Annotated in this window: 15 protein-coding genes; 2 read left to right on the plus strand and 13 right to left on the minus strand. The window is 72.3% G+C overall.

Annotation, left to right across the window (positions count from 1 at the left end):
• Nucleotides 1-7: 7 nt before the first annotated feature.
• The 13 genes from DWB05_RS05860 to DWB05_RS05920 all read right to left on the minus strand — a co-directional run bounded on the left by DWB05_RS05860 (nucleotide 8) and on the right by DWB05_RS05920 (nucleotide 13,678).
• Entirely contained in the window at nucleotides 8-988 is a 981-nt protein-coding gene (locus DWB05_RS05860; RefSeq protein WP_114375910.1) for a Bug family tripartite tricarboxylate transporter substrate binding protein, read from the minus strand.
• Nucleotides 985-1,704 (minus strand): TIGR04282 family arsenosugar biosynthesis glycosyltransferase, encoded by a 720-nt coding sequence (locus tag DWB05_RS05865; protein WP_114375912.1) that lies wholly within the window; start codon nucleotides 1,702-1,704, stop codon nucleotides 985-987. The genes DWB05_RS05860 and DWB05_RS05865 overlap by 4 nt, the downstream gene beginning before the upstream one ends.
• 3 nt (nucleotides 1,705-1,707) lie before the next feature.
• A complete protein-coding gene (locus tag DWB05_RS05870) occupies nucleotides 1,708-3,099 on the minus strand; it encodes an amidase (RefSeq protein WP_114375915.1) in 1,392 nt (463 codons plus the stop codon).
• A gap of 7 nt (nucleotides 3,100-3,106) precedes the next feature.
• Entirely contained in the window at nucleotides 3,107-4,684 is a 1,578-nt protein-coding gene (locus DWB05_RS05875; RefSeq protein ID WP_114375917.1) for a gamma-glutamyltransferase, read from the minus strand.
• A gap of 10 nt (nucleotides 4,685-4,694) precedes the next feature.
• Nucleotides 4,695-5,150, minus strand: a complete 456-nt coding sequence (locus DWB05_RS05880) for a RidA family protein (protein ID WP_114375919.1) — start codon at nucleotides 5,148-5,150, stop codon at nucleotides 4,695-4,697.
• A 31-nt stretch (nucleotides 5,151-5,181) separates the two neighbouring features.
• Nucleotides 5,182-6,582, minus strand: a complete 1,401-nt coding sequence (locus DWB05_RS05885; RefSeq protein ID WP_114375921.1) for an amidase family protein — start codon at nucleotides 6,580-6,582, stop codon at nucleotides 5,182-5,184.
• A 5-nt stretch (nucleotides 6,583-6,587) separates the two neighbouring features.
• Nucleotides 6,588-7,364: an enoyl-CoA hydratase/isomerase family protein gene (locus DWB05_RS05890; RefSeq protein WP_114375923.1), complete on the minus strand. Its 777-nt coding sequence runs from the start codon at nucleotides 7,362-7,364 to the stop codon at nucleotides 6,588-6,590.
• The gene (locus tag DWB05_RS05895; RefSeq protein ID WP_114376579.1) at nucleotides 7,361-7,975 is read right to left on the minus strand and encodes a 3-oxoacid CoA-transferase subunit B; all 615 of its coding nucleotides are present in this window, start codon (nucleotides 7,973-7,975) and stop codon (nucleotides 7,361-7,363) included. The genes DWB05_RS05890 and DWB05_RS05895 overlap by 4 nt, the downstream gene beginning before the upstream one ends.
• Nucleotides 7,976-8,040: 65 nt before the next feature.
• Entirely contained in the window at nucleotides 8,041-8,724 is a 684-nt protein-coding gene (locus tag DWB05_RS05900; protein WP_114375925.1) for a 3-oxoacid CoA-transferase subunit A, read from the minus strand.
• Nucleotides 8,721-10,835, minus strand: coding sequence for an acetate--CoA ligase family protein (locus tag DWB05_RS05905; RefSeq protein WP_114376580.1), 2,115 nt, complete (start codon nucleotides 10,833-10,835; stop codon nucleotides 8,721-8,723). The genes DWB05_RS05900 and DWB05_RS05905 overlap by 4 nt, the downstream gene beginning before the upstream one ends.
• A 26-nt stretch (nucleotides 10,836-10,861) precedes the next feature.
• On the minus strand, nucleotides 10,862-12,013 hold the full coding sequence (locus tag DWB05_RS05910) for a thiolase family protein (protein ID WP_114375928.1): 1,152 nt from the start codon (nucleotides 12,011-12,013) through the stop codon (nucleotides 10,862-10,864).
• Nucleotides 12,014-12,070: 57 nt separating this feature from the next.
• The gene (locus DWB05_RS05915) at nucleotides 12,071-12,457 is read right to left on the minus strand and encodes a Zn-ribbon domain-containing OB-fold protein (protein ID WP_114375930.1); all 387 of its coding nucleotides are present in this window, start codon (nucleotides 12,455-12,457) and stop codon (nucleotides 12,071-12,073) included.
• Nucleotides 12,458-12,538: 81 nt separating this feature from the next.
• Nucleotides 12,539-13,678 (minus strand): lytic transglycosylase domain-containing protein, encoded by a 1,140-nt coding sequence (locus DWB05_RS05920; RefSeq protein WP_114375932.1) that lies wholly within the window; start codon nucleotides 13,676-13,678, stop codon nucleotides 12,539-12,541.
• Between the two features lie 200 nt (nucleotides 13,679-13,878).
• On the opposite strand from DWB05_RS05920, the gene DWB05_RS05925 reads away from it, so the two are divergent.
• Complete coding sequence (locus DWB05_RS05925) at nucleotides 13,879-14,154, plus strand: hypothetical protein (protein WP_157967091.1); 276 nt, start codon at nucleotides 13,879-13,881, stop codon at nucleotides 14,152-14,154.
• Between the two features lie 98 nt (nucleotides 14,155-14,252).
• Nucleotides 14,253-15,407: a DegT/DnrJ/EryC1/StrS family aminotransferase gene (locus tag DWB05_RS05930; protein WP_114375936.1), complete on the plus strand. Its 1,155-nt coding sequence runs from the start codon at nucleotides 14,253-14,255 to the stop codon at nucleotides 15,405-15,407.
• The last annotated feature ends 54 nt before the right edge of the window (nucleotides 15,408-15,461 follow it).

Below are 15,461 nucleotides of genomic sequence, written 5' to 3' on the forward strand. Positions count from 1 at the left end.
AGGCCGATCAGGCGAGGCCGAGATCCTTCAGCACGGCCTCGGTTTGGGCGATGTCCTCGCGCAGGAAGGCGGCAAAGGCATCGCCGGCCAGGAAGGCGTCGGTCCAGGCCCGCTGGGCGAGGATCTCCTTCCACTGCGGGGTGGCGTGCACGGCGGTGATGAGGTCGATCAGCGCTTGGCGCTGCGCGGGCGTGATGCCGGGGGCGGCGAACACGCCGCGCCAGTTGGCCGCCGTCACGTTCACGCCGAGCTCCTTCAAGGTGGGAATGTCGGTGCCCGGAATACGCTCGTTGCCGGTGGTGGCGAGGGCTCTCATGCGGCCGGCCTTGATCTGTTCGGCGAACTCCGAGTAGCCGCTGATGCCGGCCGCCACCTGCCCGCCGAGGATGGCCGCCTGCGCGGGGCCGCCACCGGCGAAGGCGACGTAGGACGCCTCGCGCGGGTTGCGCCCCAAGGCCTTCAGGATCAGGCCGAGCGCGATGTGGTCCGTGCCGCCGGCCGACCCCCCGCCCACCGGGACGGAGCCCGGGTTGGCGCGCAGCGCGGCGGCGAGCGACGCCCAGTCGCGATGCGGGCTGTTCGGCGGCACCACCACCACGCCCGCTTCCTCGGTGAGCCGCGCGATCGGCACCACGTCGCGGATGGTGATCGGGCTCTTGTTGGTGATCCCGGCGCCGACCATGACCGAGCCGCCGACGATCAGCGCATTCGGCTGGCCGCGGCGCTGGTTGACGAAACGGGGCAGGCCGACCATGCCGCCCGCACCGCCCACGTTCTCGAACTGGAAGCTGCCGACGAGCCCTGCCGCGCGCGCCGCCTGCTCGATCGCCCGGCCGGTCGAATCCCACCCGCCGCCGGGACCGGCGGGGATGAACATGAAGATGCTGTCGAAGCGCTGCTGGGCACGGCTGGTGCGCGGCGCCAGCATCGGCAGGGCCGCCGCGGCGGCGATGGAGGCGGCGAACAACCTGCGGCGGCGGATCATCATGACACGGTATCCTCCCCTGGGTGTACGTTCTCGGACACGAGCCTAGCCCCGCCTCCGGGCGCGATCAACGCGGCGGCGGCGGCGCGCGTGCGCGGCGCGCGATCCGGCTCGGCACCCTCCGACGCGTACAGCCGGGCGAGATCGTCGCTCGTGTCGATGTCGTAGCAGAGCGGACCATGGCGAAGAGCAACGCCCGCGCGCATTGCGGCGAGGCGCGTCGCCTCCAGCACGTCGGCACTGCTCCACGGGATGCCCGTGAACAGCGCCGGGGCCGCTCGCGAGAGCGCGATGGCCCAGTAACCGCCGTCCTCGGCGGGGCCGATCACCGCGACGTTCGGTTCGCCAGTGGCGAGGTCGAGGATCTCCCGCAAATGAGCGGGCGGCAGATGCGGCGTGTCGGTGCCGATCAGCACCACCGGGGCGTGGCCGAGCGCGAACAGGGCCGCGAAGGCGGCCGCCATGCGCTCTCCGAGATCGCCGTCGCCTTGCGGCAGACCCGGCAGATCGACGAGCGACGACACGCTCGCGCAATGCTCCGCTGGCGTGACGATCAGGTACGCGGGCAGGCCGCAGCGGCGCACGAGGGACGCGGTGTCCAGGAGCATCGCCGCCGCCAACTGCGCGGCCGCCTTCGCACCGAACGCGGCGGCCAGCCGCGTCTTGGCCAGACCCGGCACAGGCGCCTTGGCCAGGACGCCGATCGCCGGCCCGTGCATGGGCTAGAGGGGCGCGAGTGTTGCCGGCGCGAGGGCGGCTTCGATCGTGCGCGCGAGCCTGAGCGCGCGGGCGTCCTCGTAGAGCGGGGCGACGATCTGCACCGCGCGCGGCAAACCGTCTTCACCGAGCCCTGCCGGCACCGCCACGGCCGGCTGGCGCGAGAGGTTGAAGGCGAAGGTCCAGGGCGCCCAGCGTTGCCAGAGCTCCTCCTCCGGCCGCTCGAGCGGTTCGTCGGCGCGCGGAGCCGGGCCGGGAACGACAGGGCAGAGCAGCGCGTCGTATCGCCGGAGGAACGCGGCGAGCCCATGCGCGATCTCGATCGCCGCCGCCTGCACGGAGAGATATTCGCCCGCGCTCATCGGCGGGGCGCGTTCGGCGAGCGCAAGAAGGGCAGGATCGAGCAGGTCGCGGCGTTCGGGAGGAATCGAGGCGACCAGGCGGGCGAGCGCATTGGCCCAGACCTGCACGAACACCGCCCGCGCATCCGGGATCACGGGGTCGGCCTCCTCGATGATGGCGCCGGCCTCGCCGAGCGCCTCGGCCGCGCGCTCCACCGCCGCCCATTGGCTGGCCTCGGCGGGCGGGTCGAAGCCGAGGCGGCGCACGAGCGCCACGCGCAGCCCCTCGATCGGCGCATCGATGTCGTCGAGCCAACCGCGCGGCGGATCGGGCAAGGCGAACGGATCGCGCCAGTCGTGGCGGCTCATCGCGGCGAGCATCAGTGCGGCGTCGGCGACGCTGCGCGTCATCGGCCCGGCCACCGCCACCTGCGCGAAGGCACCGAGCGGCCATTGCGGCACCCGCCCGAACGTCGGTTTCACGCCGACGATGCCGCACCAGGCGGCGGGAATGCGGATCGAGCCGCCGGCATCGGTGCCGATGTGCAACGGCCCGTAGCCCGCGGCGGCAGCCGCCCCGGCGCCGGAGGAGGAGCCGCCGGGCGTGCACCGCGCATCCCAGGGGTTGCGGGTCGTTCCGTTCAAGGGACAGTCGCCCGGTGATTTCCAGCCGAACTCCGTCGTCGTCGTTTTGCCGAGGATGACGCAGCCGGCCGCCTTCAGGGCGGCCACCGCGGGTGCGTCGTGCGACGCGGGGCGGGGGTCGGTGACGCGGCTGCCGCGACGGGTGGGAAAACCCGCCAGATCCATCAGGTCCTTCACGGTGGCCGGCACGCCGTCCAGCGGGGAGAGCGGGCGGCCCGCGAACCAGCGGTTTTCGGCTTCGCGCGCCGCCCGCAGCGCGCCCTCCGCATCCACCAGCACCATCGCGTTGAGGGTCGGCTCGAGCCGGGCGATGCGGGAAAGGGCGGCCTCCGCCACCTCGACCGGCGAGAGATCACGGCGGGCATAAGCACGGGCGAGGGTGGTGGCGGACAAGGTGGCGGTGTCGCTCATGCCGCGCTCAGGCGACCGCGATGGCGGCGCTACCCGGCGTCATCACGTCGGAGATGCCGGTGCACGTTCCCTCCGTTTCGCGGACGATCAGGTTCGGACAGGCATAGTTGACGGGAAGCACCGTGTGCTCGATCTCCTCCGCACCGAAGCGGTCGCGCAGCGCGGCACGAATCAGGGGATCAAGGCGCGGGTCCATCGCCACGCCGGTCTCGCCCGAGACGTCGATCCGCGGATGATGGGCGGCGGCGGTCGCGTCCATGCCGAATTCGAGCACGAAAAGGAGGATCTGAACGACGGCAGCGAGGATCCGCCGTCCGCCCGAGGCGCCGGCGGCGAGCACGGGGCGGCCATCGCGGGCGACGATCACCGGGCACATGTTGCACAGCGGCCGCTTGGCGGGGCCGATGGCGTTCGGCGTGCCGGGACGGGGGTCGAACCAGAACACGCCGTTGTTCATCAGGATCCCCGTGGCGGGCAGAACGACCCGGCTGCCGAACGAGGAGAGCAGCGTGGAGGTGAGCGAGACCATGGTGCCCTCGCCATCCACCGCGGTGAGATGCGTGGTGCAGGCCTCCGCCGCGCGCGGATGCGCGGCGGGGTCACCGAGTGAAGCGAGGCGTTCGCGGTAGGCCCCCTGCAGGGCTTCGGCGAGGGCGGCGAAGAAGGCCGCGTCTGGCCCGGCGAAACGCAGCGGGGCGAGTGCCTCGAGCACGCGAGCGAGGGTGGGCGCCGCGGTCAGCCCGCCCGCGCCCTGCACAGCGGTGTTGCGCCACGGGTGCAGGCTCGGCGCCGTCACGCGCGCCGCACACCGCGCGAGGTCCTCGGCGTCGAGCACGCCGCCCAGTGCGGCGACGTCGGCGGCGATCGCGTGCGCGATCTCACCGCGATAGAAATCCTCGGCACCGGCGTCGGCAAGCCGCTCCAGCGTGTCGGCGAGCCGCCCCAGCCTGAGCCGCTTCAGCGGCCCGACATAGGGTGGTGCGGGCACAAGCCCGTCCGGCAGATAGATCCGCGCAGCCTCGTCGTAGCGGCGAAGATCGGCCCCGGCGGAGGCGATCTTCAGCGCAACGAACCAGTCCGCGGCGAGCCCCGCCCGCGCCTCGGCGATGGCAGGAAGAAGCAGCTCGCGCCACGGCAGCCGGCCCCAGCGCCGATGGAGTTCGGCATAGCCCGCCACCGCCGCAGGCACGACGAAGGAAAGAGGCCCGTGCACGTTCCGCTCGCCGGCCACATTCGGCCACGCGAACAGGTGCTGCGACGTGCCGGGAACGATCGGGAAGGCGGCCGGATCGAGCCGCGCCGGCGAGAGGGGGCCGAAGTCGACCACGTGGGCGCGCGCCTCTCCCGCCGGATGGATCAGCGCGAAGCCGACGCCACCCAAGCCCGAGTTCCACGGCTCGACGGCGGCGAGCACGAAGGCTGCCGCCACGGCGGCATCCGCCGCCGTGCCGCCGGCGGCGAGCACCTCGGCACCGACCTCCGCCGCGCGCCCCGCCTGCGCGACCACGACGCCCCTCGCCCCGCGCGCGGGCGGCTTGGCGATGATCCAGTTCTGCACGCGCTGCGAGAGCGAAGGGGCGCTCATGCGCGACGAGTCAACGCACCGCGACCGCGGCGATCTCGACCTTCACGTCGCGCGGCAGGCGGGCGACCTGCACGGTGGCGCGCGCGGGCGGGTTGGTCGGGAAGTAGGTGGCATAGACCGCGTTCATGCGCGGGAACTCGTCCAGATCCTTCAGGAACACGGTGACCGAGACGATGTTCGCCATCGTCATGCCGGCGGCTTCGACCACGGCCTTGAGGTTGTCGAGCACGAGCTTCGTTTCCTCCTCGATCGTGCCGTGGCGCACCTGGTTGGTCGCCGGGTCGATCGCGATCTGGCCGGCGAGCCAGAGGATGTTTCCGGTCTGCACCGCCTGGCTGTAGGGGCCGATCGCGGCCGGCGCGTTCGGGGTGGAGACGATCCGTCGCTCCTGCGCGCCAAGCGGCGCCGCCAGCAGGAACACGCCGCAGGCGGCGAGGGCGATGGTCAATCGGTGCGTGACGGCCATGGTTCGTTCTCCCGCTCGTTGTCCGTTCGGATCATGATGCGACCGGGTCGGTCACCGCCGCCTCGCCCGCCCGCGCCTCGATGATTTCGGCCAACTCCAGGCAGAGATCCTCGCGGAAGCGGTCGGCGACGATCTGCACGCCGAGCCGCACCCCGTCGTGCACGAGGTCGGTCGGCACCACCGCGCCGGGCAGACCGAGGAAGTTGAACACGTAGAGCGTTTCCTGCGCGCGCAGGATGCGCTTCTGGCCTTCCGGAGTCTGATCGAGATCGATCGGGAAGGGTGGTTCCCGGCTCACCGGACAGAGCAGGGCGGTGTGGCGGGCGAAGAAGCGCTGCCAGTCGCGCAGGATGGCGGTGCGGCGGGCGAGGCCGGCGTGGAACGCCTCGTCCTTCGGCGCCGGCACGTTGGCGCACCAGCCACGCCAGGACCGCTTCGTCGCCTCGTCGCCGTTCGCCTCGATCAGTGGCGTCATGAAGCGCATGGAATCCGCCATCAGCACGGCGCGCCAAAGGGCGGCCGCCTCGTCCCAATGCGGGGGATCGACCTCCTCGATCACGCAACCGGCTTCCGAGAGGAAGCGGGCAGCACGACGCAGCGCCTCGGCGACCGGCGGGTCGGCGCCGAGCAGGGCGAGCGCGACACGGCGCGGGCGCGGGGCGGGCGGCCCCTCGAAGGGAACGGGCGCGTGCCAGGGGTCGGGGTGCCCCGGCGCCATCATGGCGACCAGCGCAGCGCGCAGATCCGCCACGGTGCGCGCCAGCGGCCCCTGCACGGAAAAGAGCTGCATCGCGATCGGCCGCTCCGTCGTGCCGGCCGACGGGTTGAAGGCCGGCACGCGCCCGAGCGAGGGGCGAATACCCATCACGCCACAGGCATAGGCCGGATAGCGGATGGAACCGCCGATGTCGTTGCCGTGCGCGATCGCTCCCATGCCGGAGGCGAGCGCGGCCGACGCACCGCCGGAGGAGCCGCCGGGGGTGAGCGCAGGGTTCCAGGGGTTCAGCGTGCGCCCGTGCAGCGCGTTGTCGGTGAAGAAGCGGTACGAGTAGGCCGGCGTGTTGGTGCGCCCCGCGGGAATGGCGCCCGCACGGCGAAGGTTCGCCACCACCGCCGAGTCGTCGGGAGCGATCAGGTCGCGATAAGCGACGACGCCGTTCGTCGTCGCGTAGCCCTTCTGGTCGACGTTGACCTTGATCGTCACCGGCACGCCGTGCAGCGGCCCCACCGCCTCGCCCGCCGCCACGGCGCGATCGGCGGCCTCGGCCAGCGCGAGCGCCTCCTCGGGGCGGAGCTCCACCACGGCGTTCACACGGCGGTTGACCGCTTCGATGCGGCTCAGGAACGACCGCATCACCTCGACGGCGGAAGCCGCGCGGGTGCGAATGAGTCTCGCCTGAGCCAGCGCGGAAAGCCGCCACAGTTCGCTCATCCGTTCTACTCTCCCCGGAAGTCCGGCGCGCGCTTGTCGAAGAAGGCGCGCTTGCCCTCGGCATGGTCGGCGCTGAGGAAGAGGGCCGCCTGCAGGTCGCGCTCCCGCGCGAGCGATTCGGCAAGTCCCGCGGCAAGGGCGGCCTTGGTCAGCGCAAGCGAGAGGGGGGCCTTGGCGGCGAGCAAGAGCGCGCGCGCCTTCGCCTCCTCGAGCGCGCGGCCGGGTGGCGCGAGGCGGTCGACCAGGCCCATCTCGTGCGCTCGCGCGGCATCGATCGTCTCGCCGAACAGCAGGATTTCGCGCGCTCTCCCCTCGCCCACCCGCCGCGGCAGAGTGTGCAAGAGGCCGAGATCGGGAATCAGCCCGACCTGGCCGAAGGTGGCGCGGAACAACGCATCACCGGCGGCGACCACGTGATCGGAGGCGCAGGCGAGCGAGATTCCCGCCCCCGCACACCACCCCTCGATCGCGCACACGATCGGCACGCGGGCCTCGATCATCGCCCTGATCAGGCGATGGCTGCGGCGCATGCGCTCGCGCCCCGCCGCCAGCGAAGCGATCTCCATCGCGCCGAGATCGCCGCCCGAACAGAAATGCCCGCCCGCCCCCGTCAGCACCACGGCGCGCACGTCGCCGTCGCTCTCGATCTCCTCGAGCGCCTCCGCGAGCATGGCGCGCATCGCCATGCTGAGCGCGTTGCGTTTCGCCGGCTGATTGAGGGTGAGGATGGCGAGCGGCCCCTCGCGGGCGATGAGGACGGGGGGCGTGTCGGCAAGGCTCATGCGAAGCGAAGCGGGGCGTCGGTGCGGGACTGCAGGGATTCGCGCGAGAGGCCGGCGACCATCTCGCGCACAAGGAAGCCCTCGGCGGTGACGTCGATCACCGCGAGGTCCGTGTAAACCCGAGACACGCAGCGCGGCGCGGTCAAGGGATAGCGGCAGCGGCGGACCAGGCGCGGCGTGCCGTCCTTGGTCGTATGCTCCATCAGCACCCAGACGCGACGAGCGCCGGCGGCAAGGTCCATGGCACCGCCGACGGCGGGCGCCTTCTCGTTGGAGGCGAGCGCCCAGTTGGCGAGATCCCCGTTTTCCGCCACCTCGAAGGCGCCGAGCACGGCGAGATCGAGCCGCCCGCCGCGAATCAGCGCGAAACTGTCCGCCTGCGAGACGAAGCTGCCACCGGGTCGCAGCGTGACCATCTGCTTGCCGGCGTTGATCAGCCAGGGATCCTCCTCCCCCGGCAGAGGGGCGGGGCCCATGGCGATCACGCCGTTCTCGGACTGGAAGATCACCTCGCGGTCGGGCGGCACGTGGTCGGCGACCAGGGTGGGCAGGCCGATGCCGAGGTTCACCACCCAGCCCTCGGGAATGTCGGCCGCCACCCGTGCCGCCATCGCCGCCCGATCACGCCGCGCGAGCCCGATCGTCTCCGTCTTTACGGCCACCCCCCAGCCTCCCGTCACGTCAGCCTCGGCGAACCATAGGGGATGTGTACCACCCGGTCCACGAACACGCCCGGGGTGACGATGCGCTCGGGGTCGAGGGTGCCGAGCGGCACGACATGATGCACCTGTGCGATGGTCAGTCGCGCGGCCATCGCCATCACCGGGTTGAAGTTCCGCCCCGACTTGCGGAAGGTGAGGTTGCCCCAGCGGTCTGCCTCCCACGCCTCGATCAGCGCGACGTCGCCGGGCAGGGCATGTTCCAGCACGCAGGCGCGGCCGCCGAAAATCCGCGTCTCCTTGCCTTCCGCCAGCAGCGTGCCGGCGGCGGTCGGCGTGTAGAAGGCCGGAATGCCGGCACCGGCCGCGCGCAACCGTTCCGCCAGCGTGCCCTGCGGCACGATCTCGAGCTCGATGCGGCCCTCGCGATAGAGCTCCTCCAGCACCACCGAGCCGCGCGAGCGCGGATAGGAGCAGATCACCTTGCGCACGCGTCCCTCGGCCATCAGCCGCGCGAGCCCGTGCGTGCCGGTGCCGGCGTTGTTGGAGACGACGACGAGGTCGCGCACCCCCTTCTCGCACAGCGCCTCGATCAGGTGGTTCGGGGTTCCGACCTGGCCGAAGCCGCCGATCAGCACCGTCATGCCGTCTGCGACCGGTTCCACCGCCTCGCGGGCGGAGGCGACGATCTTGTCGATCATGCGCGTGCCGGATCGTTCTGGCTGGCGAACTCGAGCGCCGCATCGAGGGCGACGACGCCGCGGCCCCGTTCGAGAACGGCGAGCGGGTTGACGTCGATTCCCCTGAGGTTGGCCGGGGCGGCGGCGGCGAAGGCGGAAAGGCGCGCGAGCGCCTCGGCGAGTGCAGCGACATCCGCTTTCGGCCGCCCGCGCGCGCCATCGAGCAGGGGAAAGCCGCGCAAGGACCGGATCATCGCTTCCGCCTCCATCGTGCCGAAGGGGCAAGGAGCGAGGGCCAAGTCGCGCAGAACCTCGACGAAGATTCCCCCCAAGCCCACCATCGCCACGGGGCCGAAGACGGGATCGCGCGCGAAGCCGATGGCGCATTCGGCGATCGGGCGCAGCATCGGGGTGACCAGCACACCGCGCAACCGCGCGTGCGGCGCGCGGGTGGCGACGGAGGCCAGGATGCGGGCGAAGCCCTCGCGCACGGCCGCCTCGTCCGCGAGGCCGAGCAGCACGCCACCCGCTTCGCTCTTGTGCAAGAGGTCGGGCGAGACGGCCTTGAGCACGACGGGGAAGCCGAAGCGACGCGCGGCGGCGACGGCCTCCTCGGCGGTCGCGCACACCACCTCCTCAGGTGTGGCGATGCCGATCGCGCGCAGGAGACGTTTCGCTTCCGTCTCGTCCGCCGGCCCCTCCGGCAGGTCGGGCATCGGAACGAGGGGCGGCCGCGTCGGCATTCGCGCGAAGGCCTCGCCGAACCGGCCCATGGCGGCGACGGCACGCACCGCACGCGAGGGGTCGGGGAAGACGAGGAAACCGTCCTCCTCGTAGGCGCGCTGCACCTCGGGTGGGGCGAGGATGGAGAGAATGAACAGCCGGTCGGGGAAACGGGCGAGGATCTCCTTCAGCTGCGCGCGCAAGGCGGGGGCGACGGAAGGCGAGGCGCCGACCTGGGTGAAGAAGCCGATCGCCGAAGGGTAGCCGCCTTCGGCCAGCATCGTTTCCGTGAAGGCGCCGACGAGGCGCATGTCGTTGAAGGCTTGCGCGGTGCAATCGACCGGATTGGCGGGGGCGCAGAACGGCACGAGGGCGCGGAGTTTCGCTTGTGCCGCTTCGGGCATCGGCGGCATGGCGAGCCCCGCTTCCTCCGCCGCATCCGCGATCAGCACGCCGCCGCCGCCGGAGATGGTGACCACGCCGAGCGCGTTGGGATGCGGATAGAGGCGGCGCGTCGCCGCCTGCACGACATCGACCAGTTCCTCGGCGTCGCGCGCGCGATGGGCGCCGTGCGCGCGTACCACCGCGTCGAACACGGCATCGTCGCCCGCCAGCGCAGCGGTGTGGCTGCGCGCCGCCGCCGCACCGAGGCGCGACCGCCCGACCTTCAGCAGCACCACCGGCTTGCGCGCGGCCCGCGCCGCCTCGAGGGCGGAGCGGAAGGCCGCACCATCCTTCAGCCCCTCGAGATAGGCCGCGATCACGTCCACTTCGGGGTCGGCGACGAAGGCGGCGATCAGTTCGGAGACCGAAACGTCGGCCTCGTTGCCGGTGGTGACGAGTTTCGGCGTGCCGACCCCGCGGTCGCGGAACAGGGCGAAGAGATGGGTGCCGAAGGCGCCCGACTGCGAAGCGATGGCGACCCGACCGGGCAGCGGCCAGCCGTTCTCGAAGGAGGAGGAGAAGATCGGGAAGTAGCCGCGCGTGGCATCGAACAGGCCGAGGCAGTTCGGGCCCAGGAGGCGCAAGCCCCCCGCACGCGCCTCGGCGACCAAGGCGCGTTCCAGCGCTGCGCCCTCCTCCCCGGTCTCGCCGAAGCCCGCGGTGAAGACGATCGCCGCCCCCACCCCCTTGCGCACGCAAGCCCGCACCGCCTCGAGCGCGGCCTCCTTCGGCACGGCGATGATCGCCGCCTCCACCGTCCCCGGTACGGCATCAAGGCTCGGGAAGGCGGGCAGTCCCTGCACGGTGCGCCGGTTCGGGTTCACCGGATGGATCGTGCCCGGAAAGTTCCGCGCTCGCATGTAGGCGATCGGCCGACCGCCGATTCGCGTGGGATCGTCGGAGGCCCCGAGGATGGCGATCGAAGCCGGGCGAAGGAGGGCGTCGAGCCCGCCCGTGGGAGCCATCGCCGCGACGCGCCCCGCAGCCGTGCTCACACCGTGCGCGCCGAACCCAGGATCGCCGTCACCTGCGACGACAGCGTACCGCCATTGCCGTGCACCAGCGCCACGTCGCAGGGCCGCACCTGCCGTTCCCCCGCCTCGCCGCGCAGCTGCGTCACCGCCTCGACGATCAGGAACATGCCGTACATGCCGGGATGAACGCAGGAGAGGCCGCCGCCGTTGGTGTTGACCGCGAGCTTGCCGCCCGGCGCGATCGCGCCGCCCTGCACGAAGCGCCCGCCCTCGCCCTTCGGACAGAAGCCGAGATCCTCGAGGAACAGGATCGTGTTGATGGTGAAGGCGTCGTACAGCATGGCGAGGTTCACCTCGCCGATCGAGACCCCGGCGTGGGCGAGCGCACGCGGCCCCGACTCGGCGGCGGCGGTGATGGTGAGATCCGGCATCGCGCTGATCGCGCGGTGCCACTGCGCTCCCGCGGCACCGAGATAGTAGACGGGCGGCTTGCGCAGGTCCTTCGCGCGATCGGCCCGCGTCAACACGCAAGCGGCCGCCCCGTCCGTCACCAGGCAGCAATCGAGCACGGTGAGCGGATCCGACACCATGCGCGAGGCGAGCACGTCCGCGATGGTGAGCGGGCCCTTGGCGAAGGCCTGCGGGTTGAGGTTGGCCCAGGCGCGCGCGGCGACCGCCACCTCGGCCAGCATCTCGCGCGTGGTGCCGTAGACGTGCATGTGGCGCGAGGCGGCGAGCGCGTAGGCGGTGAGCGGCACGCGCGGCCTGTACGGCGCCTCCCACGCGTAGGGTTCCGAGAACGAGACGAACTTGCCGCCCGCCGTGCGCTGGTTCGACCCGTAGGCGATCAGCGCGACATCGCAGAAGCCGGCTTCGAGCGCGATCGCCGCGTGCAAGAGATGGGCCTCGAAGGAGGAACCGCCGACATTCGTGCCGTCGAAGAAGCGCGGACGGATGCCGAGGTATTCGCCGACCGAGAGGGTCGGAAAGGCGTGCACCGAGGTCGCGGTGAACAGCCCATCGACCTCGGCGAGGCTGAGACCCGCGTCGTCGAGGGCGGCGAGAGCCGCTTCGGCGAGCAGTTCGATCGCGGAGCGGCCGGGTGCTTCGCCCATGCCAGCGGTGCCGATGCCGACCACCGCCACCTTGCCCCTCAGCGCGCGTGCCATGCCTGCCCCTTTCGCAACTGGAATGATTTTGGAACGCTACCCTGAGAGAACGACCCCTCAGGCGGGGTCGAACACCACCTGTGGCGCGCCATCGATCGTCGCGATGCGCGCCTTCACCCGCATGCCGATCCGCACCTCGGTGGGGGGGATGCCCTCCACGCGGCTCATCATCCGCACCCCCTCATCGAGGTCGATCAGCGCGATGTTGTAGTCGGCCGACGAACCATCCGGGTTCGGCCGCTGGCGGGTGACGGTGGTGGCGTAGACCGTGCCGAGGCCGGAGGCCTCGACCCACTCGAGGTCGCGCTCGCCGCTTCCGGGGACGGCGATGCGGGGGAAGAAGACGTAGCGGCCCGTCGTGCGGCTCCGCTGCAGCATCAGCCGGCCCTCCGCCAGGAAGGCGCGAAACTGGGCCTCGGGCCCCGGGCTTGGCTCCGTCGTCATGCGCTGCCTTTCGTCTCCCTCCGTCGGCGCGAGGATGGCGCGACGCCGCGGCCTCGGCAACGGGGCGAGTCGGCGCGCGGGTCAGCCTTGCGCGTCGGGGGCGAGGGCGACGCAGGTCTGGCCGCGGCGGGCGAGCGCGCGGCAGGCGGCGACGGCCGCGTCCTGCGAAAGACCGGCCAGGCGGGCGCGCACCAGCGTGCCGGAGGAGGTGCGGACCGGCGCGGTGACCGCCCGGGCACGGCCCAGCACGTCCGGTGCCGCACGGCGGGCGTCCTCGATCGCGGCGCGGGCGACGGTGTCACGCTGGAAGGCGCCGACCTGGATCGCCCAACCGCCTTGCAGGGTGTTGGGCCGGCCAGCCGAGGCGGCAGGGGCGGCAACCGCTTGCGAGACGAGCCGGAAGCCACCGGAGGCGGGCGCAGGCGCAGGGGCGGCGGCGAGCACGATGGCGGGCGGGATTGGCGGACGCGGTGCCGCCTGCGCCACCACCGGCTCGCGCACCGGGGCGGTGACGGGAGCAGGCGCGCGCGCGGGCGGTGCGGGCGGAGTCGGCGCCGACCAGGCGAGCTGGGTCGGGCGACCCGCGGGGCGACGGCGCCCGGGCGGAATGGTCTCGGGAATGGCGGCGATGCGGTACACCTCGGGCGGGGCCGGGTTGCGCGGGCTCGCGTGCCGGATTCGCGGCGCGATGGCGGCGACGTAGCGGCGCGTCTCGTCCGGCAGGCCACGCTGGCCGGCGAGGTAGCGTTCGAAGGTGCCGGGGCCAGCGTTGTAGGCGGCGAGCATGCCAGGCCGGCCGAAGCGGTCGTACATCTCACGCAAATAGGCGGCACCGGCGAGGATGTTGTCGCGCGGATGGAACGGATCGTCGCCAAGCCCGTGGTTGCGACGGAGTTCCTCGTAGGTCGCCGGCATCACTTGCATCAGCCCCATCGCGCCGGCAGGCGAGATCGCATCCCAGCGCCCGCCCGACTCGACCCGCATCACCTCGCGGATCCACACCTCCGGGACGTCGAAGCGTTCGGCGGCCTCGCGGATGTAGGGGCCCCAGGGGTCGTGCGGGGGGCCGGGCGGTTCGTAGCTGCGGATCGGTTGATGGGTCGTGCGCACCGGCGGCGGCTGCGAGGCGCAGGCGGCGGCGAGCAGAAGGGCGAAGAGGCCGGCGAGACGCCAGCCTCCACCCCTCGCCCATCCTGCAGCCGAGCCCTGTTGGTTGCGCATCCGAGGCGATCCTCCAGAACAGAGAGAGAACATCGCGGCTTGGCGCACGAGCTTCACGCCGCGAGCGAGGAGTGGCCGACAACCTCCTAAGAAATCGTGGCGAAACCGGCAACCGTTGCCGGCGGCTTCACGGCTTCGGGTCGCATTTCGCCGATCGGGGTGGCAGCATCGCCACACCCGACACCGATGCACCGCCGCCCATGCGTACCGCCATCGCCCTCGTCCCGCTTCTGCTCGCCGCCTGTGCCACGCCCGCTCCGCCGCCGGCTCCGACGGACCGGGCGGCGCTGGAGGATCGACCGGCGGAACGCACCGGCACGGTCGCCGTCATCCGCCCGCTCGGCGGGGCGGCGGCGGAGGTGCTGGTGCGCGACGACGCAGGCAGCGTCGTCGCGGTGGTGCTGCGCGACGCCGTCGGTTTCGGTGTCGGCGACCGCGTCCGCCTCGAGGCGGGCGCGCTGCGCCCCGCGCCCTGAGCACGGCAGCATCTGGGCGAAGCCGCCTCGTTCCGGCCACCCGGCGGTCGTATAGGGGGAGCCGAGCACACCGCCGCGCCGACCGGAGCACGACCGCGATGCCCGAGGGCTCTCCGCCTGCCCCGATCCCGTTCATCGACCTCGACGCCCAGCGCCGCGCCCTCGGCCCGGCGCTGGAGGAGGCGGTGCTCCGCGTGGTCCGCTCCGGCCGCTACATCCTCGGCCCCGAAGTGGCGGAACTCGAGGCCGCGCTCGCCCGCTACACCGGCGCCCCCTACGTCGTCAGCTGCGCCAACGGCACCGACGCGCTCGCCCTCGCCCTGATGGCCTGGGAGATCAAGCCCGGCGACGCCGTGCTCGTGCCGGCCTTCACCTTCGCCGCCACCGCCGAGGTGGTGGCTTGGCTCGGCGCCACACCGGTGTTCGTCGACGTGCGCGAGGACACCTTCACCATGGACCCCGAGAGCCTCGCGCGCGGCATCGCCACCGCCCGCCGGCTCGGCCTCGTCCCGCGCGCGGTGATCCCGGTCGACCTGTTCGGCCAGGCGGCCGATTATGCCGCCATCCTGCCGCTCGCGGCCGCCGAGGGGCTGAAGGTGCTGGTCGATTGCGCGCAAGCCTTCGGCGCAACCTGGCAGGGCCGTCAGGTGGCGGCGACGGGCGACATGGCGGCGACCAGTTTCTTCCCCGCCAAGCCCTTGGGCTGCTACGGCGACGGTGGCGCGGTGTTCTGCCACGACCGCGAGACGCTGGAGACGCTGTTGTCGCTGCGCGTGCATGGCCAGCACCTGGAGGACAAGTACGAGAACGTGCGCATCGGCATGAACGGTCGTCTGGACACCATCCAGGCGGCCGTGCTGCTGGCGAAGCTCGCCGTCTTCGATGCCGAGTGCGCCGCCCGCGACCGCATCGCCGCCCGCTACGCCGCCGCCCTCGCCGACGTCGCCATCGTCCCCCGCGTCGCTCCCGGGAACCGCTCGGTGTGGGCGCAGTACACGCTCCGCGTGCCGGGACGGGACCGCGAGGCCATCCTGACCAGGCTTCGGGCCGAAGGCATCCCGACCGCCATCTACTATCCGAAACCGCTGAACCGGCAGCGCGCCTACGCGCACTGCCCCGTGGCGGAGGGTGGCGTGCCGGTGTCGGAGCGGCTTTCTGGCGAGGTGTTCTCGATCCCCTTCCACCCCTACCTGGACGAGGCGACGCAGGATCGCATCGTCGCCGCCGTGCGGGCCGCCATCGCCGCCGCCTGAGACAGATGGGTTTCGTCGCGGTAGCGTGACGGACCGTCGCGTGGCATGCTCGCG

The organism is Elioraea thermophila (ex Habib et al. 2022) (assembly GCF_003336755.1).
Classification (GTDB): Bacteria; Pseudomonadota; Alphaproteobacteria; order Acetobacterales; family Acetobacteraceae; genus Elioraea; species Elioraea thermophila.